Source organism: Neobacillus sp. DHD-1R (genome assembly GCF_057747995.1).
In genome coordinates, this window is the sequence record NZ_CM173232.1 from 145454 (window position 1) to 164973 (window position 19520).

General features: G+C 45.2%; 18 protein-coding genes. 14 read left to right on the top strand and 4 right to left on the bottom strand.

Annotation, left to right across the window (positions count from 1 at the left end):
* The first annotated feature begins 80 nt into the window (after positions 1-80).
* Both AC3ANL_RS00695 and AC3ANL_RS00700 read left to right on the top strand, forming a co-directional pair.
* Positions 81-584 (top strand): YwgA family protein, encoded by a 504-nt coding sequence (locus AC3ANL_RS00695; RefSeq protein ID WP_488329634.1) that lies wholly within the window; start codon positions 81-83, stop codon positions 582-584.
* A 143-nt stretch (positions 585-727) separates the two neighbouring features.
* A complete protein-coding gene (locus tag AC3ANL_RS00700) occupies positions 728-952 on the top strand; it encodes a hypothetical protein (protein ID WP_488327377.1) in 225 nt (74 codons plus the stop codon).
* Positions 953-1061: 109 nt separating this feature from the next.
* On the opposite strand, the gene thmT is transcribed toward AC3ANL_RS00700, so the two are convergent.
* Entirely contained in the window at positions 1062-1247 is a 186-nt protein-coding gene (gene thmT / locus AC3ANL_RS00705) for a 2-hydroxymuconate tautomerase (protein ID WP_488327378.1), read from the bottom strand.
* A gap of 387 nt (positions 1248-1634) precedes the next feature.
* Here thmT and AC3ANL_RS00710 point away from each other — a divergent pair, with 387 nt between their 5' ends.
* Entirely contained in the window at positions 1635-2288 is a 654-nt protein-coding gene (locus tag AC3ANL_RS00710; protein WP_488327379.1) for a site-2 protease family protein, read from the top strand.
* Between the two features lie 18 nt (positions 2289-2306).
* Positions 2307-2816: a YwhD family protein gene (locus tag AC3ANL_RS00715; protein WP_488327380.1), complete on the top strand. Its 510-nt coding sequence runs from the start codon at positions 2307-2309 to the stop codon at positions 2814-2816.
* A 179-nt stretch (positions 2817-2995) separates the two neighbouring features.
* Here the strand turns inward: AC3ANL_RS00715 and AC3ANL_RS00720 are convergent, their stop codons facing one another.
* Positions 2996-5062 (bottom strand): transglycosylase domain-containing protein, encoded by a 2067-nt coding sequence (locus tag AC3ANL_RS00720; protein ID WP_488327381.1) that lies wholly within the window; start codon positions 5060-5062, stop codon positions 2996-2998.
* Between the two features lie 279 nt (positions 5063-5341).
* On the opposite strand from AC3ANL_RS00720, the gene speE reads away from it, so the two are divergent.
* The 5 genes from speE to AC3ANL_RS00745 all read left to right on the top strand — a co-directional run bounded on the left by speE (position 5342) and on the right by AC3ANL_RS00745 (position 9829).
* Positions 5342-6169 (top strand): spermidine synthase, encoded by an 828-nt coding sequence (gene speE, locus AC3ANL_RS00725; RefSeq protein WP_488327382.1) that lies wholly within the window; start codon positions 5342-5344, stop codon positions 6167-6169.
* 139 nt (positions 6170-6308) lie between these two features.
* Positions 6309-7181 (top strand): agmatinase, encoded by an 873-nt coding sequence (gene speB / locus AC3ANL_RS00730; protein ID WP_488327383.1) that lies wholly within the window; start codon positions 6309-6311, stop codon positions 7179-7181.
* Positions 7182-7388: 207 nt separating this feature from the next.
* Positions 7389-7808, top strand: coding sequence for a YwiB family protein (locus AC3ANL_RS00735; RefSeq protein WP_488327384.1), 420 nt, complete (start codon positions 7389-7391; stop codon positions 7806-7808).
* Positions 7805-9478, top strand: coding sequence for an arginine--tRNA ligase (argS, locus tag AC3ANL_RS00740; RefSeq protein ID WP_488327385.1), 1674 nt, complete (start codon positions 7805-7807; stop codon positions 9476-9478). The genes AC3ANL_RS00735 and argS overlap by 4 nt, the downstream gene beginning before the upstream one ends.
* A 171-nt stretch (positions 9479-9649) precedes the next feature.
* Positions 9650-9829 (top strand): H-type small acid-soluble spore protein, encoded by a 180-nt coding sequence (locus tag AC3ANL_RS00745; RefSeq protein ID WP_488327386.1) that lies wholly within the window; start codon positions 9650-9652, stop codon positions 9827-9829.
* Between the two features lie 31 nt (positions 9830-9860).
* Here AC3ANL_RS00745 and uvsE read toward each other — a convergent pair whose 3' ends face one another.
* Positions 9861-10817 carry a UV DNA damage repair endonuclease UvsE gene (gene uvsE, locus AC3ANL_RS00750; protein ID WP_488327387.1) on the bottom strand — a complete coding sequence of 319 codons (957 nt, stop codon included), beginning with the start codon at positions 10815-10817 and terminating at the stop codon, positions 9861-9863.
* Between the two features lie 22 nt (positions 10818-10839).
* Positions 10840-12042 carry a cardiolipin synthase gene (gene cls / locus AC3ANL_RS00755; RefSeq protein ID WP_488327388.1) on the bottom strand — a complete coding sequence of 401 codons (1203 nt, stop codon included), beginning with the start codon at positions 12040-12042 and terminating at the stop codon, positions 10840-10842.
* A 176-nt stretch (positions 12043-12218) separates the two neighbouring features.
* Here cls and AC3ANL_RS00760 point away from each other — a divergent pair, with 176 nt between their 5' ends.
* From AC3ANL_RS00760 to AC3ANL_RS00780, 5 genes are all read left to right on the top strand, one after another.
* Positions 12219-14330 (top strand): (Fe-S)-binding protein, encoded by a 2112-nt coding sequence (locus AC3ANL_RS00760; protein ID WP_488327389.1) that lies wholly within the window; start codon positions 12219-12221, stop codon positions 14328-14330.
* 303 nt (positions 14331-14633) lie between these two features.
* Positions 14634-15824 (top strand): acetyl-CoA C-acetyltransferase, encoded by a 1191-nt coding sequence (locus AC3ANL_RS00765; protein ID WP_488327390.1) that lies wholly within the window; start codon positions 14634-14636, stop codon positions 15822-15824.
* 152 nt (positions 15825-15976) lie between these two features.
* On the top strand, positions 15977-16831 hold the full coding sequence (locus tag AC3ANL_RS00770; RefSeq protein ID WP_488327391.1) for a 3-hydroxybutyryl-CoA dehydrogenase: 855 nt from the start codon (positions 15977-15979) through the stop codon (positions 16829-16831).
* Between the two features lie 166 nt (positions 16832-16997).
* Positions 16998-18128 (top strand): acyl-CoA dehydrogenase, encoded by a 1131-nt coding sequence (locus AC3ANL_RS00775; RefSeq protein WP_488327392.1) that lies wholly within the window; start codon positions 16998-17000, stop codon positions 18126-18128.
* A 242-nt stretch (positions 18129-18370) separates the two neighbouring features.
* Positions 18371-19510: an acyl-CoA dehydrogenase gene (locus tag AC3ANL_RS00780; RefSeq protein WP_488327393.1), complete on the top strand. Its 1140-nt coding sequence runs from the start codon at positions 18371-18373 to the stop codon at positions 19508-19510.
* Positions 19511-19520: the final 10 nt, after the last annotated feature.

Genomic DNA, 19520 nt, shown 5'->3' on the forward strand with positions numbered 1-19520 from the left:
AGTGACACCACATAGTGGAAACCTATAAAGATAAAGTACCCCAAATGAGACCTGTTAGATGGAGTAGGAGTTGACGAATGTTGTTAAAAGATCACGCTAAGCTGATGCAGGCAATTATGGTTTCTGGTGAGATCACCGGGAGAAAAAAGCTGCAGAAGATGATATATATTGCCAAAAAGGTTGACTTTCCCTTTCATGAGCGGTACCAGTTTCATTTTTACGGGCCGTATTCGGAGGAATTGACGACAAGAGTGGAAGAACTTTGTAATATGGGTTTTCTGAATGAAGTGAAAGAGAAAAAAGGCGGCTATTTTCAATATTGCTATACGCTAACAGATTCAGGAAAAGAGTTTTTGAGCATGAATGAAGTAGAGATGCCGTTTTTACAGGATTGCTTTGCCGATATGAATGAGCAAAATGCTAGATTCCTCGAGCTAGTTTCTACGGTTTTATATTTTGATAATCTATCAAAAGAGGAAGTTACCAATAAGGTGTTTACCTTAAAAAGCAGCCAGCGCTATACAGAGGCTGAAATTGATGAGGCCTATCAATACATTGAGACCTTAAGAAGGAAAATTCAATAGGATGGAAGAAAAGCCGCCTGGAGCGATGACGATCGATCTCCAGGCGGCTTTTGTCTTGGGAATGCTTAACAAAAGAATACCCATTTATTTGTTCATTTGTTATCATTTGGATAAAGTGATTTTTTTTAGGGAGGCTCTTCATTATGACGGGAACGATTGCAGTTATTATGGTATTTGGAATTCCGATTATCGCCATCTTAACCACCCACTTTCAGAAACAGTCCAAAATTAAGGCCAATATGCTCAAGGATCAGCTCGAGCTCGAAAAATTAAAACACGAAAACTATTTAATCGAGACAGAAAAAATGAAGCTCGAATTAGAAAAAATGAAAATTGACAGCCCAAAAGATGAGATAAAATTTATGTAACCAAAAAGAGTGTGAAATTGATTTCACACTCTTTTGCTTAGGTTTAAGATCACTAAAAACATTGTGAAAATTTCACATGGTGCCTGACACCATTAACATCATTAACACCTTATTTATCGCTTGCTCTGACGCCGCCTACTGCGTAGTGGTTTTTGCTCATTTCTTCGATGAAGACAGTGACGTTTTCTTTTGGAGCGCCTGTGGTTTCGCTGACGGCTTCGGTTACTTTTTCTACTAACGCACGTTTCTGATCTTCGTTGCGTCCCTCAAGCATTTTAACGGTAACATATGGCATAAGTCTTTCCTCCTTTTAATGAACTAATTGTAGTTTTCCATAAATAAAGTAAAAGTGCAATAATGGTTGCACTTTTGATTTTCTTTTTACGAGCGGTTTCAGTTATACTAAAAGGAACAAATCATCTGCATAAGAAAAGCGCAAGGCGCCCGCCTATCGGTGTATGGACTGGAGCGCTTCGACTGAGATAAAGGAAACACGGTGAGCGGAGCGATCCGATGTTGACTTATCGCAGGGAGAAGAGCGAAGTACACTAGCCGATGGCGCCTGGAGCTGGACAATTCTCAAAGCTTAAACTTATAAATTCTTTTATAACAAGAAAAACGGAGGCTGGCTAGCTCAACGTGGGTCGACCCCATCCGTTACAAGAGGGAAGGAGAAACCATATTGGAAAGATTTCTGGCATATCCGCTATCGGTGATTCCGTATGTCGCGATTACGCTTATTTTTGCCTTTACATTCCATGAGTTTGCCCATGCCTATGTTGCATATAAATTTGGGGACAATACCGCCAAAAAGCAAGGGCGTCTGACGTTGAACCCGCTTAAACATTTGGATCCATTTGGGACGATCTTAATCTTAATCGCAGGTTTTGGATGGGCCCGTCCAGTCCCGGTCAACCGCTTTTATTTTAAAAAGCCGCGCTTAGCTGGCGTTTTGGTGTCTGTCGCGGGGCCGCTGAGCAATTTGGTCTTGGCGATGCTTGGCTTTGCAGCAGCCTTTGGGTTAAGCCGCTTCGGTGTAACCATATCAGACAACTTCGCCCATTTTTTAGAGATTTTTATCAATCTGAACCTCGTGTTATTGGTCTTTAACCTGCTGCCGCTTCCGCCGCTAGATGGTTATCGGATTGTCGAGGATTTAGTCCCCAACCATACCAGGGCGAAAATGACGCAATTTGAACAATATGGAATCTTAATCTTTTTAATTTTAGTGATGGTACCGCCATTAAATAACTACACCATTCAGCCGATTTTTAACAATGTCATCCCCTGGCTGTGGAGTGTGCTCGGGAATTTTATTAGAGGTTTATTTTTATAAAGGAGGCCTACACCAACAATGGCAGAGAATAAGAAGAAACTCGGATTTAATATTATTAAAAGTGACCCGACGGATGGTCACAAAGGATTTGGTAAAGGGGCTCTAAGCCTTGATAATGTATCACCTGTCATCATAGATGTCGATGCCGGCGAGGCGGAGATTGATGTTGGCGCCATGCATGCCCGAAGTGCGGTTGAAAAGGGAATTAAATTTTTGAAAAATAAAGAAGAGGTTCCAAACGGGAAACCATACTGGCTTGTATGGGTGACGATCGACCGCATGCCAGAAGGTCCGTACTATGCTGGGGTAACCGCTTGTTATATGACAGTGGATCGTGAAATCCGCCGCGGCTACAAATCCTTGCCGGAACACGTTAACCGGATGGATAAGTCGTTGAAGCGTCATATTATCATCGAGGAAATGGATGACAAGTCGAAAAAGGTGTTAGCGGAGTTCTTGCGTAACCATAATGAGGTTTTATGGAATAACTCTACGGAAGAATTGAAAAAGGGATTATTAACAGAGTAAAATTTTTTAGAAAAATAGAATGGAATTTACTTGTAGTTTTTTTTGAAAATCGGTAGTATTTATGGTATTCAGTGTGAAAATACTGTAAAACTAGGACAAGAAAAGCTCCGGAGCCATCCGGAGCTTTTCTATTTATTAGGTGATACCATATGCCGCTGACCAGGGCGCTTCCGCTTTTCTTAGCTCCAAGGCATGATTTTTTTATACCAAGGTATTTTTTGGGTTTCTTTCTGATTGGCTGGTTTGTGATTTTTATTTTTTAAATGATCAGTGCAATACTCAGTCGGCTCTGTGCCTGCCACAAAATAAGTGAGCCGTCTTACAGGACAATCTCTTGTTGCCAGCTTACCGTTTGCCGGGTTCACATAAACACCGACAACACCCTCTTTAGGCGGTTTAAATGCTTTGACCGGCTTCCCTTGTAATGCTTCTTCCATAAAGTTAGCCCAGATATTCTTAGCGTACGTTTTTTCCGCGACAAGATTAATCGGCTTACCGACATCATAGCCTGCCCAAACCGCTGTTACGAGCTGCGGAGAGTAGCCGATCATCCAGCTATCGGTTTCGGTTGAGCCCGATTTTCCGGCATATGGCCGGGTTATATCTTTGATAACCGTGCTGCCCGTTACTTTGGCATAGCCGTTTAACTTAGGATCGAAAATGCCTGTCAGCATTTGTGTCATGACATAGGCCTTGGCAGGGTCTAATACCTTCTCCGCGCGATCTTCTTTTTCAAAAATGACATTCCCATTATAGTCCTCCACTCTCGTAATCAAGGACGGATTAACTCGTTTTCCACCGTTGGCAAGCATACTATAGGCATCTGCCATTTCAATGACGCGTACACCAGATGTCCCTAATGCTAACGACGGGACTTCGGCCATTTTGGTAGAAAGCCCAAATTTCTTGGCTGTTGCTATTAACGTCTCTTCTCCTAAAAATAAATGCGTTTTTACAGCAAAAATATTATCGGAGACGGCAAGTGCTTGGGCAAGGGTAATTTCGCCGTCCGCATACTTATTGTTAAAGTTATGCGGTGTATAATTGGCCTGCCCATTATCAAACTTAAACGTGGTAAACTCGCTTCGCATGGTTGATGAAGGGGTAAAACCGTGTTCAAGGGCAGCATAATACAGCAACGGCTTAATCGTCGAGCCTGGCTGCCGGATTGCTTGAACGGCTCGATTAAATGGACTTTTTTCATAGTCTCGGCCACCAACCATGGCTTTGACATTCCCCGTTTTCGGATCCATTGCGACAAGCCCTACTTGAATTTCAGATGAACTGGCCACGTAGTTGTTGACCTGCCTTTCGGCTGCTTTCTGTTGCTTTATATTTAGGGTTGTAAATACCTTTAAACCACCGAGGGCGATCGTCCGGTCATCTAAATGTAATTGATTTTTCAATGCATTTTGAACCGCATCCTGGAAGTAAGGAGCTGTTTTAATTCGTTGTGTCCTTTGTTCGCCTACCAATGTGAGCGGCTGGACAGCCGCAGTTTGAGCGGCCTTTTTGGTAATGTAGCCGTTTTTCACCATCGTTTGTAAAATAATCGCTTGGCGTGTTTTTGCTTTTTCCATGGAGGCAAGCGGTGAATAGAGGCCCGGCCCCTTTGGAATTCCGGCAAGCATACTTGCCTCTGCTAGGGTTAGCGCAGACGCCTTTTTACCATAATAAAATTGGCTGGCGGCTTCCACCCCATAGGCACCGTTCCCATAGTAAATGGTATTTAAATAGCCTTCGAGAATATCCTTTTTGGAGTAGTTCATTTCGAGCCGAATCGTATAGAATGCCTCCATCAGTTTCCGCTTCCACGTTTTGTCGTGTTCAAGAAAAAGATTCCGAGCATATTGCTGGGTGATGGTACTTGCACCCTGCACCTTGGCAAAGGCTTGAATATCGGCCACAACTGCACCAGCAATCCGTTTATAATCAAACCCATGGTGCTCATAAAAATTTTTATCCTCAATTGAGACGGTTGCATTCACTAAATCAGGTGAAATATCTTTCATTCCGACCCAATAGCGTTTTTGACCGCTATTACTCTCGCCAATTAATGTCCCATCGTCAGCGAAAAATAAGGTCGATTGTGGCACGGCCAGCGGTGGTGCGCCTAAAATTTTTGCATAGGCCAGTACACCAAAGAGGAGAATAAGCATACAAATCATGCCGATCAAACTGATGATTATGAATACCCGCAAATATTTGATCGTCTTCCGAAATCCCTGATCAGTCATGATTTCCATCTAGGTTCACCTCGCCTTTTTAGTGGAAGCGCATGGAGCAGAACTCCAGCTAGATCGCTTGTTTTTCCAGTTTTAAAAAAATTAGATAGTAATAGTATTGTAAAAATAGAGTCTTTTTATACTTCGATGGAAAAATTCTTTAATTTTTGCTAGACTTTTTCTTATGTTTGTAATTCAATAGTTTGGGTAGCATAAAAAAGAAGAATTGCGGAAGCGCCACTACACAGTTGCTGAGTGCTTGAGCTGGACAATAAAAGAAATCATGAAAGGAAGATGGGCATGGCTATTTGGTTCACAGAGTATCAAACCGAAAAATTTGGTATTACAATGAAAGTAAATAAAACCTTACATACAGAACAAACTGAATTTCAGAAGCTTGATATGATTGAAACAGAAGAGTGGGGCAACATGCTGTTATTAGACGACATGGTGATGACCTCTGTTCGTGATGAGTTTGTTTACCACGAAATGGTGGCCCATGTGCCGTTGTTTACTCATCCCAACCCTGAGAATGTGCTTGTTGTCGGCGGCGGCGATGGCGGCGTTATTCGCGAAGTGTTAAAGCACCCTAGTGTGAAGAAAGCAACACTTGTGGATATTGACGGGAAAGTGATTGAGTATTCAAAGAAGTTCCTTCCTGAGATTGCTGGAAAGCTTGATGACCCACGTGTGGATGTGCGAGTCGATGACGGCTTTATGCATATTGCCAACAGCGACAAAGAGTATGACGTTATTATGGTAGACTCGACGGAGCCGGTTGGTCCTGCCGTAAACCTATTTACAAAAGGCTTCTATGCGGGTATTTCTAAGGCATTAAAAGAAGATGGAATCTTCGTGGCGCAATCCGATAATCCATGGTTTAAAGCGGATCTAATTCGGAATGTTCAACGCGATGTGAAAGAAATCTTCCCGATTACTCGTTTGTATGTGGCTAATATTCCAACATACCCAAGTGGTTTATGGGCATTCACAATCGGTTCAAAGAAATACGATCCATTAGAAGTAAGCGATGACCGCTTCCACGAAATCGAAACAAAATACTACACAAAAGAACTACACAAAGCCGCCTTCGTCTTACCTAAATTCGTGGGCGATTTAGTGAAGTAACTGGGTGGGGTCATCCCTCCTATAGGGGTCAGACCCCCGGCGCGGTAGTGCGTTAAAGGGACGGGGGACTGACCCCTGATACAGCAGTGCGTTAAACTAGTGGGGGCGAGTGACCCCCATAGGAAAAGGGGATACATAGATGCGTTTTGATGAAGCTTATCAAGGTAATATGTTTATTAAGAGTCACCAGAATTTTGAAGAGAGCCAGGTTGTTTTATACGGGATGCCGATGGATTGGACAGTAAGCTTCCGTCCTGGTTCACGTTTCGGCCCAGCGCGGATTCGCGAGGTGTCGGTTGGTCTTGAGGAATATAGTGCATACCTTGACCGTGAGCTTGAAGAGGTAAAATACTTCGATGCAGGTGACATTCCGCTTCCGTTTGGAAATGCCCAGCGCAGCCTTGATATGATAGAAGAGTTTGTTGACCAGATTCTTGATGCGGGTAAATTTCCGCTTGGCATGGGCGGCGAGCACCTTGTTTCTTGGCCGGTCATGAAGGCTGTCCATAAAAAATATCCGGATTTAGCGATTATCCATTTTGATGCGCACACTGACCTGCGCGAGGAATACGAAGGCGAGCCGTTATCACATTCAACCCCAATTCGTAAGATTGCGGAACATATCGGTCCGAAAAATGTTTATTCATTCGGGATCCGTTCCGGAATGAAGGAAGAGTTTGAATGGGCGAAAGAAAATGGCATGCATATTTCTAAATTTGAAGTGCTTGAGCCTTTGAAGGAGATCCTGCCAACGCTGGCTGGTCGTCCTGTCTATGTCACGATCGATATTGATGTCCTGGATCCGGCTCATGCGCCTGGTACGGGAACCGTTGATGCAGGCGGCATCACATCAAAAGAATTGCTTGCCTCGATTCATGCGATTGCTCGTTCCGAAGTGAAAGTAGTTGGCGGTGACCTTGTTGAAGTAGCACCAATCTACGATCCATCTGAACAAACCGCAAACACGGCAAGCAAACTAATCCGTGAAATGCTGCTTGGCTGGGTAAAATAATGCTGCACACTTTTGGTGCCTGACACCATTTGTAAGTCACATAGATTGTAAATGGTGCCTGACACCATTTGCCCGTCCCGAATTGGGGCGGGCATCTTTGATTTGTATGGTTAGTATGTTTATAATAGAAAAAGTGCTGCGGTGTTGCGGTAGATTTCAGTTAAAGACGCAAAGATCCTTTTATTAAAGTAAAAAGGGATAAAGGATGTGCTGATTCGTTTGGCGATGAATGAAATACCCATGAAGATTAAGGTGAAGACGACGATTGATGAACAGGAGACTTTTGAATTGATGGTGTTTGGCCGATACTATCAAAAGGGAAATGCTTCTTTTTTACAGTATGAGGAAGAACTCGAGGAAGGCACAGTCCGCACGATTGTGAAGGTGGCGGACGATGAGGCGTTGATATTACGAGGCGGTGCGGTGAAGATGAGGCTCCCGTTTCGGTTAAATATGAAATTGCGAGGCAGTTACGAGCTGCCGTTTGGTGTGTTTGAGACGATAACATTGGCGAGAAGAATTGAGCATTCTGAAGGTCTGATTGATATTCTTTATGATTTCACGATGCAGGGTTCGCCGGGCGGTACATACCATTTAGAAATTAGTTTTCAGGAGGATCGGAAATGAATATAGTTGAACAGGTGCAAAGTAAGATTAAGGAAGAAATCCGCGCGGCGGTGTTAAAGGCGGGCCTTGCAACGGAGGAACAAATTCCGAATGTGATTCTCGAAACCCCGAAGGAAAAGACGCATGGCGATTATTCGACGAATATGGCGATGCAGCTGGCACGGGTGGCCAAGAAGGCACCACGGGTGATTGCGGAAGCGTTAGTGGAACAGTTCGATCGTTCTAAGGCATCAATTGAAAAAATTGAGCTTGCGGGGCCGGGCTTTATTAATTTTTATATGAACAATGGCTATTTGACAGAATTGATTCCGACAGTGCTCGAAGCTGGGGATCAGTACGGGGAAACAACGGTTGGCGGCGGCCAAAAAATTCAGGTTGAGTTTGTGTCGGCGAATCCTACTGGTGACTTGCACCTTGGCCATGCCCGCGGTGCGGCTGTGGGTGATTCACTATCCAATATTTTAGCGAAGGCCGGCTACGATGTGTCCCGCGAGTACTATATTAATGATGCGGGCAACCAGATAAATAATTTAGCGATCTCTGTGGAAGCTCGTTATTTTCAGGCACTCGGTCTGGAAAAAGACATGCCGGAGGGCGGCTACCATGGGGCCGATATTATCGGCATCGGCAAGACGCTTGCCGAGGAGTATGGCGACAAGTATGTCAACGTTTCCGAAGAGGAGCGGTTTAACTTTTTCCGTGAATACGGTTTGAATGTGGAAATGGCGAAGTTAAGGAAGGATCTAGAGGATTTCCGCGTCGGCTTTGATGTGTGGTTCTCAGAGACCTCTCTTTATAAAAATGGAAAAATTGATGAGGCGCTTGCTGCACTCCGGGAAAGCGGCTATGTGTATGAGCAAGACGGCGCAACATGGCTCCGTTCAACCGATTTTGGCGATGATAAGGACCGCGTGCTCATTAAGCAGGATGGTTCCTACACCTATTTAACGCCGGATATTGCCTACCACAAGGACAAGCTCGATCGCGGCTTTGAAAAATTAATCAATATTTGGGGCGCCGACCATCACGGATACATTCCGCGGATGAAGGCAGCACTTCAGGCATTAGGTTATGACCAGGATACTCTTGAGGTTGGCATTATTCAGTTGGTCCACCTATACAAAAATGGCGAGAAAATGAAGATGAGTAAGCGGACCGGTAAAGCCGTAACAATGCGTGATTTGGTCGATGAGGTCGGCCTCGATGCGACGCGTTATTTCTTTGCGATGCGCAGCTCGGATACGCATATGGACTTTGATTTAGATTTAGCGGTGTCAGAGTCGAATGAAAACCCGGTTTATTATGCGCAATATGCCCATGCCCGGATTTCAAGTATCCTGCGCTCGGGTGAGGAGCAAGGCTTTGTGGTAGATGCCGGGGCTGATTTTTCCTTAGTGGCATCCTCTGAAAAGGAAATTGATTTGTTGAAAAAGCTGGGCGAGTTCCCGTCCGTTGTCGGTGAGGCCGCAGTAAAGCGTATGCCGCACCGGATTACGAACTATATCTTTGAATTAGCGTCGACGTTCCATAGCTTTTATAATGCTGAAAAAGTGCTCGATCGTGAGAATGTAGAGCGGACGAAGGCGCGATTAGGGCTGGTAAAGGCCGTGAAGATTACGTTAAAAAATGCATTAGCGTTAATTGGAGTTTCAGCTCCGGAAAAAATGTAGCATTGGTATTTGTGGCTCCCTTTTAGATGAAGGGGGCTTTTTTTTATAAAGTGGACAGTAAATATGAAAGTGGGGGTGCAACAAACTTTCTCAAAAACGGTCCATTTTTATGAATATCGTCCAAAAAAATGCAAATATTAGTAGAGTACATTTAGTGAGGAGTGAACCGAAATGAATGTTGGAAGAGCCAAAGAAATTGCTGAATCCGCTGATATGATCCATGTAACCTATGACGGCACACCCGTTATTATTCAACATGTGGATGAAGCCACAAAAATGGCACGGATTTATTCACGGCAAGATCCGGAGAATGAGAAAGATGTGCCCGTTTTAAATCTAATTGAAGAATAGAAAAGAGTCTCCAGGTTACTCGGAGACTCTTTCACTTTATTACAATGCTGGCCCCGCTAACCCGCTTATAGCCGCGCAGTTTGCTTAAATCCTCGACTAATTTCAAGGCCGCCTGGTCCTTTGCCTTCGCCTCAATCATAAAATCGACATCCTGACCGAGCTCGCGCAGCAGCGTCAAAAAGGGCATGATAAAGTCCGGATCCACAAAATCGGCATGCGAGCGGAATTCCTTGTCATTTTTCGGAGAGGAAATATGAACCTTCGGAATGGAAGGGACATGGGACCATGTTTGAAAAATCCGCGGCAGCAACTCCTCAAGTGGCACCGCGCTTAGATTCGCCATATGGTGATGATAGTCAAACACGAGTGGTACAGTCTCTTTTTCACAAACAAGTATGGTTTCTTCGGCCGTATAGGTTTTATCATCATTTTCCAACGTCATCACTTTTTTAATAGGAGCAGGCAGTGATTTCAAATTTTGATGGAAGCGCGTTAAGGCCAGTGGTTTGTCTCCATAGGCACCGCCAATATGGATATTAATCAACCCGCGGTCGGCAATTCCCATGGCCTCCAGCATTTGATAATGGTACGTCATGTCAATCACCGCATTTTCGGTAATCATCGATTTTGGTGAAGTAAACAGCGTAAATTGATTCGGGTGGAAACTGACCCGAAGGCGATTTTTGATGACCAGCTCACCAATTTCCTGCCATTCCTGTTGAAAAGGAGTCATAAAGTCCCAGCGCACCTCCGGATGAGTTGCAAGCGGGACAATTGAACTAGAGAACCGATACAATTCAATTTCATGAGCCAGATTGTAGTAAAGCATTCGCAACGTATGATGCAGATTTTGCTTTGTGACCTCGAGCAGCTTTTCCTTGCGCTCAGCCGCACTTAACTGCTGGTAACGGGTAAAGGTGAGCGTTTTCGCAGGGGAAGCGTCCCATAAGCTAATCGCGGTTGAAACATATCCGAATCGGATCTTCATTGGATCACTCCCCGCTTAAATTTTATAAAAAACAAGAAAGCGCACCGGCCAGACCTTCCTTCACAGATCTGAACAGGTTCGGTTTATTGAGGGCCGCCAAGGACATTTGAGTGGAGTCCAGGATATCCTTTTCAATGATTCCCTTCAATTTTTCCAAAAAGGCAGCATCATAAATATAGCAATTAATTTCTTTATTTAAAAATAAACTGCGTTTATCAAAATTAGCGGTGCCAATATCGCAAATTTTATCATCAATGAAGAGCGTCTTTGCATGATAAAAGCCATTTTTATATTGATAAAAGAGAACCCCTGCTTTGATTAGTTTTCGTATATAGCGATAGGAGGCCTCTTGGACAAGCATATGGTCCGCAGTGTAGGGGACAACAACCGTAATGCTGACGCCGCGCCGCCGTGCTGCTACTAGTTCCGCGAAAATGCGCGGGCTAGGAATAAAGTACGGGGTCCCAATGAAAATGGCTTGGGTCGCTTTTTGAATCAGAAGAATGAAATGTTCTTCCAGCTGCCCCGCCTCGGCTGGGATAAATTGATGGCGAATACCCCCTTTAGGCTGTTTTGAAAAATAAGCAGGCTGCTGATGGAGATTTTCGCCGCCGTATTCGTGCCAATCGACCAAAAATTCACTTTGCAAAAAATTGACACTCTCACCCGTCATCCTTAATTGGTAGTCGCGCCATGGACTAAGTTTTGGATCTTCATCAATATATTCCTTCCCAATATTAAAGCCGCCCATAAAGCCAATCTCACCGTCAATAATCGTTATTTTACGATGATTTCTGACTTGGGCGGAATAAAAGAGGTAGGGGAGCTTGATTCGATTGCTAAAGGCAACCTGGATCCCCGCCTCTGTTAAGGTCTTCACGATCGCCCTCTTAATCGTTGAGCTGCCGAGCCGGTCCATCAAGAGCCGAACCTCTACGCCTTCCTGCGCCTTTTCTTTTAAAATGGCGAAGAACTCACGGCCAAGGTCATCATTTTTGACAATATAATATAAGATATGGATATGTTTTTTTGCCTGACGCAGTCCAGTAAAATAATGATGGAAAAATTCCTTTCCATGGGTATATACGTCAAAATGGCCGTGGAGGATCGGTGTTTCCATTTTGCTAACCAGGGAGTGATGCTTCTTTCTGCCTAATTTAAAATCTAAGACAAGCCATATAATGATGAGAAGTAATATTCCGCTCAAAATGAGTACAAATTTCATTAAGAATCTATCCCCCATTCGGTTTTTTTAGTGTTACCGAGAGCAGTCATTTCTATAAGTCGAACGATTTTTACAAAAAATTGGTTGACTGAATGCTCATTCATTATATAATAGAGTTAAATATGGATTCAGAAAATTATTTATTTTCTAGAAATACAAAGAAAGGGGCGTTTCATTTGAATGGTCTATTATGGATCAATCTCATTGCGTTTATTGCTGTAACCGCTTACGCGATTAGTCTATTCGTTTATGTGGTCAAGACGCGGATTGAGTTTATTAAGCTCGGGAAAAAGGTTGAGTTTGATAACAATGTCAAAGAGCGGCTGCAAAAAATTTGGGTGAACGTGTTTGGCCAGAAAAAGCTTTTAAAGGACAAGAAAAGCGGTGCCATCCATGTTATGTTCTTTTACGGGTTCATTCTCGTTCAGTTTGGGGCAATTGATTTTATTTGGAAGGGACTTGTTCCAGGCTCACACTTGCCACTGGGACCGTTATATGCCGGGTTTACCTTCTTCCAAGAAATTGTCACTTTAATGATTCTTGTTGCTGTGTTCTGGGCGTTTTATCGCCGTTATGTTGAAAAATTAGTCCGCTTAAAGCGTAATTTTAAATCAGGTCTTGTGCTTATCTTTATCGGCGGGTTGATGATTTCTGTGCTGCTCGGAAATGGGATGGGCCTAATCTGGCATGGAGAAGAGCCTTCCTGGACGGAGCCTGTCGCCTCGGTTCTCTCACTCGCTTTTTCGTGGGTTGGTGAAACCGCCTCGATTGTTATCTTTTACATAGCATGGTGGGCTCACCTTTTATTCTTATTAACCTTCTTAGTTTATGTGCCGCAGTCCAAACATGCCCACTTGATTGCTGGACCGGTAAATGTCTACTTTAACCGCTTAGACAAACCAGGTAAGTTGAAAAAGGTTGATTTTGAAGATGAAACCCAAGAATCGTTTGGGGTTGGAAAAATTGAAGACTTTACCCAGCACCAAATGATCGATTTTTATGCCTGTGTCGAATGCGGCCGTTGTACCAACATGTGTCCGGCAACCGGAACAGGTAAAATGTTGTCTCCAATGGATTTGATCGTGAAAATGCGTGACCATCTCACCTTTTACGGTGCGTCGGTGACGTCGAAGCAGCCATGGGTGCCGACGTTCGCGTTTGCTAACACAAAAGGAAACCAAATTGCCCTTGCTGCCAGCGGTCAAGGGGCCGAAGAAACGGCTGCAGCCTTGGCATATAGTCCAAGCCTAATTGGTGACGTCATTACCGAAGAAGAGATTTGGGCGTGTACCACCTGCCGTAATTGTGAAGACCAATGTCCAGTTATGAATGAGCACGTTGATAAAATCATCGACCTGCGCCGCTATTTAGTGTTAACCGAAGGAAAAATGGATGCGGATGCTCAGCGTGCAATGACCAATATTGAGCGCCAAGGTAATCCATGGGGTCTAAACCGAAAAGAGCGCGAAAATTGGCGCGAGGCTCGTGAGGATGTTGAGATTCCAACCGTCAAGGAAATGAACAAGAAGGGCGAAGAATTCGAGTACCTCTTCTGGGTCGGCTCAATGGGCTCTTACGATAACCGCAGCCAAAAGATTGCCTTGTCCTTCGCAAAATTGCTGAATGAGGCCGGCGTGAAGTTCGCCATCCTTGGCAACAAAGAAAAGAACTCTGGTGATACAGCCCGACGTCTAGGCAATGAGTTCTTGTTCCAAGACCTTGCAGCAAAAAATATTGAGGAATTTGAAAAGGCTGAGGTCAAGAAAATTGTTACGATTGATCCGCATGCCTATAATATTTTCAAAAATGAATACCCTGATTTTGGTTTAGAGGCCGAGGTGTATCATCATACCGAGGTACTCTATGAGTTGGTTCGTGATGGCCGCCTTGTACCGAAGCATGCCGTCAACGAAACGATCACCTTCCATGATTCTTGTTATCTAGGCCGGTACAACGATGTCTACGATCCACCGCGGGAAATTTTAAAATCGATTCCGGGCGTGAAGCTGGTGGAAATGGAACGAAATCGCGAAAAGGGCATGTGCTGTGGCGCCGGCGGCGGTTTGATGTGGATGGAGGAAGAAACAGGCCACCGCATTAACGTAAGCCGCACCGAGCAAGCACTTGCCGTTAAACCGTCTGTGATCAGTTCAGGCTGTCCGTACTGTTTAACGATGCTGTCGGATGGAACGAAGGCGAAAGAAGTTGAAGAAAAGGTGTCCACCTACGATATTGCAGAATTGCTTGAAAAAGCGATTTGCGGGGAAGTAAAAGTCGTGGCATCTTAAGGAAATATTTTCATCTGAGGGGGCCCTTCCCCTCTGGATGATCAGCAGATTCATCGGGCAGCTGTTCAAGGGGAACTTCCTGCCTGTTCTGCTGAAAGTTAAATTTTTAAGAATTTCGCGTAAAATATTTCAACTTTTGTGATTTTTTAGATAAAATAGAATAATAGTATAAAGCGCTTACATGATTTCTGCTTGCTTGTTGTTTGACGGTGGATCCTTGCTGGCGTTAAATTTTTGGGTATTTTTCGAGCGAGCGTTCAGTCGATGCAAAGGGGATATTTTAAAAAAAGGAGAGTGTTTGGTATGGGGAAAACGGTCATTTTAAGTGGGGTACGAACACCGTTTGGAAAATTAGGAGGAGCATTAAGCAGCCTTACGGCATCACAACTTGGGGGAATTGTGGTGAAGGAAGCCCTCGTGCGGGCTGGCGTAAAGCCTGAAGAGGTGCAGGAGGTCATTCTCGGCACCGTTTTGCAGGGCGGACAGGGACAAATTCCTTCCCGCCAAGCAGCCCGTCATGCCGGCCTGCCATGGGACGTCAAAACAGAGACTATTAATAAGGTATGTGCTTCCGGAATGCGCAGTGTTACCCTTGCTGATCAAATTATCCGCGCTGGTGATGAAGAGGTGATTGTAGCGGGTGGAATGGAATCGATGAGCAATGCCCCTTACATGATGCCAAAAGCAAGATGGGGTTTCCGGATGGGGGACTCCACTGTTCAAGACTTAATGATTCATGACGGCTTGAGCTGCAGTTTCACTGGTGTACACATGGGCACTTATGGAAACTCAACAGCGGCCGAAATGGAGATTTCTCGTGAGGCACAAGACGAGTGGGCATTGAGAAGCCATGTACGGGCGATTGCTGCAATCGAAAGCGGCAAATTTGCCGAAGAGATTGTTCCCGTGGAAGTGCCGCAGCGCAAAGGGGCACCGGTTGTGGTAACGGAAGACGAGGGCCCGCGCAAGGATACTTCTTTTGAACGACTTGCCAAACTGGCCCCTGTGTTTAATTCAACAGGAACAATCACGGCAGGCAATGCACCAGGTGTCAACGATGGCGCGGCGGCGCTTGTGTTAATGAGCGAAGAACGGGCTGTCCGCGAAGGACTTCAGGTGGAAGCGGTGATTCTAGGTCATGCTGCCGTTGCGGTAGAAGCAAAGGACTTCCCACAAACACCAGGACTTGTGATTAATGAACTTTTACGGAAAACTGGCCGAAGCCTGGAGGAAATTGATTTATTTGAAATCAACGAAGCCTTTGCAGCAGTTGCTTTAGCTAGCAGTAAGATCGCCGGCCTTGATCCGGAAAAAGTAAATGTCAATGGCGGTGCGGTCGCATTAGGTCATCCGATTGGCGCTAGCGGGGCCCGCATCATTGTAACGTTGATAAACGAACTTAAACGACGCGGCGGAGGGATTGGTATTGCCGCCATTTGCAGCGGCGGCGGTCAGGGCGATGCCGTGATGATCGAAGTGCCAAGGGCAGAGTAACTGTAACTGTTTGGTAGCGGTGTGCACATATCGGGTAGCGATATGCAAATGTGGGCTGACGGTCTGCAACTGGCGGATCGCCATCTAAACATAAAATTTGTTTTTAAAAATAGAGGCCGGAGCAGGTTCCGGCCTCAGATGGAGGGGAACTAATGAAGGTTTCAAAGGTAATGGTAATCGGAGCGGGGCAAATGGGCTCCGGGATAGCCCAGGTTTGTGCCCAAGCGGGTTACCAGGTGTTGTTAAATGACCTAAAGCCGGAATTTGTCGAGCGAGGCTTAGGTATTATTCAAAAAACTCTTTCCCGCAACGTGGATAAAGGCCGGCTGACGGACGAACAAAAGCAGGATGTATTAGCGAGGCTGACCTCGTCAACGGACCTAAATGATGCCGCAAGCGTTGACCTTGTGATCGAAGCAGCAGTTGAAAAAATGGAAATTAAAGCGAAAATTTTTGCCCAACTAGATGAAATTGCCCCAGCGCATGCGATTTTAGCCAGCAACACATCCTCCCTGCCCATCACCGAAATTGCCGCCGCCACAAAGCGTCCTGAAAAGGTAATCGGCATGCATTTTATGAATCCAGTTCCAGTCATGAAGCTCGTCGAAATTATTCGCGGCCTCGCAACTTCAGACGAAGTGTATCAAGTGATTGAAGATATAACCAAAACGTTAAGCAAGGTGCCGGTTGAAGTAAATGACTTCCCAGGCTTTGTCTCCAATCGTGTGCTCATGCCAATGATCAATGAAGCCATTTTTACGTTATACGAAGGGGTGGCCACAAAGGAAGCCATCGACGAAGTGATGAAGCTCGGGATGAACCACCCAATGGGCCCATTGACCTTGGCTGATTTTATTGGCTTAGATACATGTCTGTATATTATGGAAACACTCCACGAAGGCTTCGGCGATGACAAATACCGTCCATGCCCGCTGCTCCGCAAATATGTCAAAGCAGGCTGGCTCGGCAAGAAATCTGGTCGTGGATTTTACAGCTACGAAAAATAAGCAAAGCGAGAGCGTGAGGTTATTAGCCGTTGGAAGCTGGAGTTAGACAGTTATAGACTGATCAGAAAAACCAGGTGGATCATACCGTGCTACATACCGTTGATTCTGTGAACTCCCCTGGTAGTAGGCATCGAAAAGAATCCATCCTCAAAAAGGGGAGTTAATCATGAATCTTACTTTTACAGCAGAGCAAGAGATGATGAGAAAAATGGTCCGTGATTTTGCCGAGCGCGAAATTACCCCATTTATTAAGAACATGGAAAAAGGAGAGTTTCCACGGGAAATCCTCCGCAAAATGGGCGCAATTGGCCTGATGGGCATTCCAGTTCCGGAAAAATACGGAGGGGCTGAAATGGATTTCCTCTCGTATATTATTGCGATTCATGAGCTGTCCAAAATAAGTGCAACGCTCGGTGTCATTTTATCTGTCCATACATCGGTCTGCACGAACCCGATTCTTTACTTTGGTACAGAGGAACAGAAGCAAAAGTATATACCAAAGCTGGCATCGGGTGAGTATTTAGGGGCCTTCTGTTTAACCGAGCCAAGTTCAGGGTCTGATGCCGCCAGTTTAAAAACGCGTGCGGTGAAGATGGGCAACTATTATATCCTTAACGGCTCAAAGGTGTTTATTACCAACGGCGGCGAGGCTGATGTGAATATTGTCTTTGCCACGATGAATCCCAAATTAGGAACGAAAGGGATTGCCGCCTTTATTGTTGAAAAAAATACCCCTGGTTTCATCATCGGTAAGGATGAGAAGAAAATGGGACTTCATGGATCAAGAACGGTGCAGCTGACGTTTGAAGACATGAAGGTTCCCGTGTCTAACCTGCTTGGCAATGAAAGCGAAGGCTTTAAAATTGCCATGGCGAACCTGGATGTCGGCCGGATTGGGATTGCTACTCAAGCACTTGGGATTGCCGAGGCGGCACTGTCTGCAGCTGCCGCCTATGCGCAGGAACGCCGCCAATTTGGTAAACCTATCGCCGCTCAGCAAGGAATTGCTTTTAAGCTGGCGGATATGGCCACATGTGTGGAGGCTGCCAAACTATTAGTCTATCGTGCCGCAGATTTACGCAGCCGAGGAATGAAGTGCGGCTTGGAAGCCTCGATGGCGAAGCTGTTTGCTTCGAAAACAGCTGTTGAAGTAGCGACGGAGGCGATCCAAGTGTTTGGCGGTTACGGCTATACGGAAGATTACCCGGTTGAACGCTATTTCCGCGATGCGAAGGTAACGGAAATTTATGAGGGTACGAGCGAAATTCAGCGGATTGTGATTAGTAAGTATCTTTGATTCGGAGTGATTACAGATTCAGGATGAATGAGTTAAAAATGGTAATAAAACCCATGTTTTGTAGAATTAATACTGGATTTTGTAGAATGGTTAGTTAAATTTGTAGAAATCGTACTTGAATTTGTAGTATTACCATCCAAATTTGTAGAATCAGGCAACCTTAGCTTTAGATTAGCACTCAAATTTGTGTGATAGCCCCCAAGTTTGTAAAATGATCTTTTTATTCAGAGGAGGAACCTAGAATGCAATTTAAATTATCCGAAGAGCATGAAATGATTCGTAAAATGGTTCGTGATTTTGCACGCAACGAGGTCGCACCGACAGCGCCAGAGCGGGATGAGGAAGAACGCTTTGATCGTGAGATTTTCGACAAAATGGCGGAGCTTGGCTTAACCGGGATTCCTTGGCCGGAGCAGTATGGCGGGATCGGCAGTGATTACTTGGCATACTGCATCGCCGTTGAGGAGCTTTCCCGCGTAGACGCGTCAATCGGCGTCCTGCTTTCGGCTCACACTTCACTGGCTGGCTGGCCGATTTACAAATTTGGTAATGAAGAACAAAAACAAACCTATTTGCGCCCAATGGCGGAAGGGGCAAAAATCGGTGCTTACGGGTTAACGGAGCCTGGCAGCGGCTCAGACGCAGGCGGGATGAGAACGACAGCTCGCTTAGAAGGCGACCATTACATCCTAAATGGCGCAAAAATATTCATTACGAACGGCGGCGAGGCCGATATTTATGTAGTATTCGCCTTAACCGACCCGTCCAGCAAACAAAGAGGAACGACTGCGTTCATTGTTGAGAGCAACTTCCCAGGCTTCTCTGTTGGCAAAAAAGAAAAGAAGCTCGGGATTCGTTCCTCGCCAACAACGGAAATCATTTTTGAAGACTGTAAGGTTCCGGCTGCCAACCGGCTTGGCGAAGAAGGCGACGGGTTTAAAATTGCGATGATGACCCTTGATGGCGGTCGTAACGGGATTGCCGCCCAAGCGGTCGGGATTGCCCAAGGCGCCTTAGATGCCGCGGTTGACTATGCAAAGGAACGCCATCAATTTGGCAAACCGATTGCAGCAAACCAAGGGATCTCCTTCAAGCTAGCTGATATGGCGACCAATATTGAAGCAGCAAGACTATTAACCTATCAAGCGGCCTGGCTGGAGTCCAATGGCTTACCATACGGAAAAGAGTCGGCCATGTCGAAATTATTTGCCGGCGATACGGCGATGAAGGTGACGACAGAAGCCGTTCAAGTGTTTGGCGGCTATGGCTATACAAAGGATTATCCGGTCGAGCGCTTTATGCGTGATGCCAAAATTACGCAAATTTACGAAGGCACACAAGAAATTCAACGCCTCGTTATTTCGCGGATGTTAACTAAATAACATTACATGA

Bases quoted from the DNA above. Each gene is read 5' to 3' on its own strand.
- thmT (WP_488327378.1), bottom strand. From the start codon at position 1,247: ATGCCATATGTTACCGTTAAAATGCTTGAGGGACGCAACGAAGATCAG.
- cls (WP_488327388.1), bottom strand. From the start codon at position 12,042: ATGAAATTTGTACTCATTTTGAGCGGAATATTACTTCTCATCATTATA.
- AC3ANL_RS00720 (WP_488327381.1), bottom strand. From the start codon at position 5,062: ATGGAAATCATGACTGATCAGGGATTTCGGAAGACGATCAAATATTTG.
- AC3ANL_RS00775 (WP_488327392.1), top strand. From the start codon at position 16,998: ATGAATCTTACTTTTACAGCAGAGCAAGAGATGATGAGAAAAATGGTC.
- AC3ANL_RS00765 (WP_488327390.1), top strand. From the start codon at position 14,634: ATGGGGAAAACGGTCATTTTAAGTGGGGTACGAACACCGTTTGGAAAA.
- speE (WP_488327382.1), top strand. From the start codon at position 5,342: ATGGCTATTTGGTTCACAGAGTATCAAACCGAAAAATTTGGTATTACA.
- speB (WP_488327383.1), top strand. From the start codon at position 6,309: ATGCGTTTTGATGAAGCTTATCAAGGTAATATGTTTATTAAGAGTCAC.
- AC3ANL_RS00770 (WP_488327391.1), top strand. From the start codon at position 15,977: ATGAAGGTTTCAAAGGTAATGGTAATCGGAGCGGGGCAAATGGGCTCC.
- uvsE (WP_488327387.1), bottom strand. From the start codon at position 10,817: ATGAAGATCCGATTCGGATATGTTTCAACCGCGATTAGCTTATGGGAC.
- AC3ANL_RS00700 (WP_488327377.1), top strand. From the start codon at position 728: ATGACGGGAACGATTGCAGTTATTATGGTATTTGGAATTCCGATTATC.
- argS (WP_488327385.1), top strand. From the start codon at position 7,805: ATGAATATAGTTGAACAGGTGCAAAGTAAGATTAAGGAAGAAATCCGC.
- AC3ANL_RS00745 (WP_488327386.1), top strand. From the start codon at position 9,650: ATGAATGTTGGAAGAGCCAAAGAAATTGCTGAATCCGCTGATATGATC.
- AC3ANL_RS00715 (WP_488327380.1), top strand. From the start codon at position 2,307: ATGGCAGAGAATAAGAAGAAACTCGGATTTAATATTATTAAAAGTGAC.
- AC3ANL_RS00780 (WP_488327393.1), top strand. From the start codon at position 18,371: ATGCAATTTAAATTATCCGAAGAGCATGAAATGATTCGTAAAATGGTT.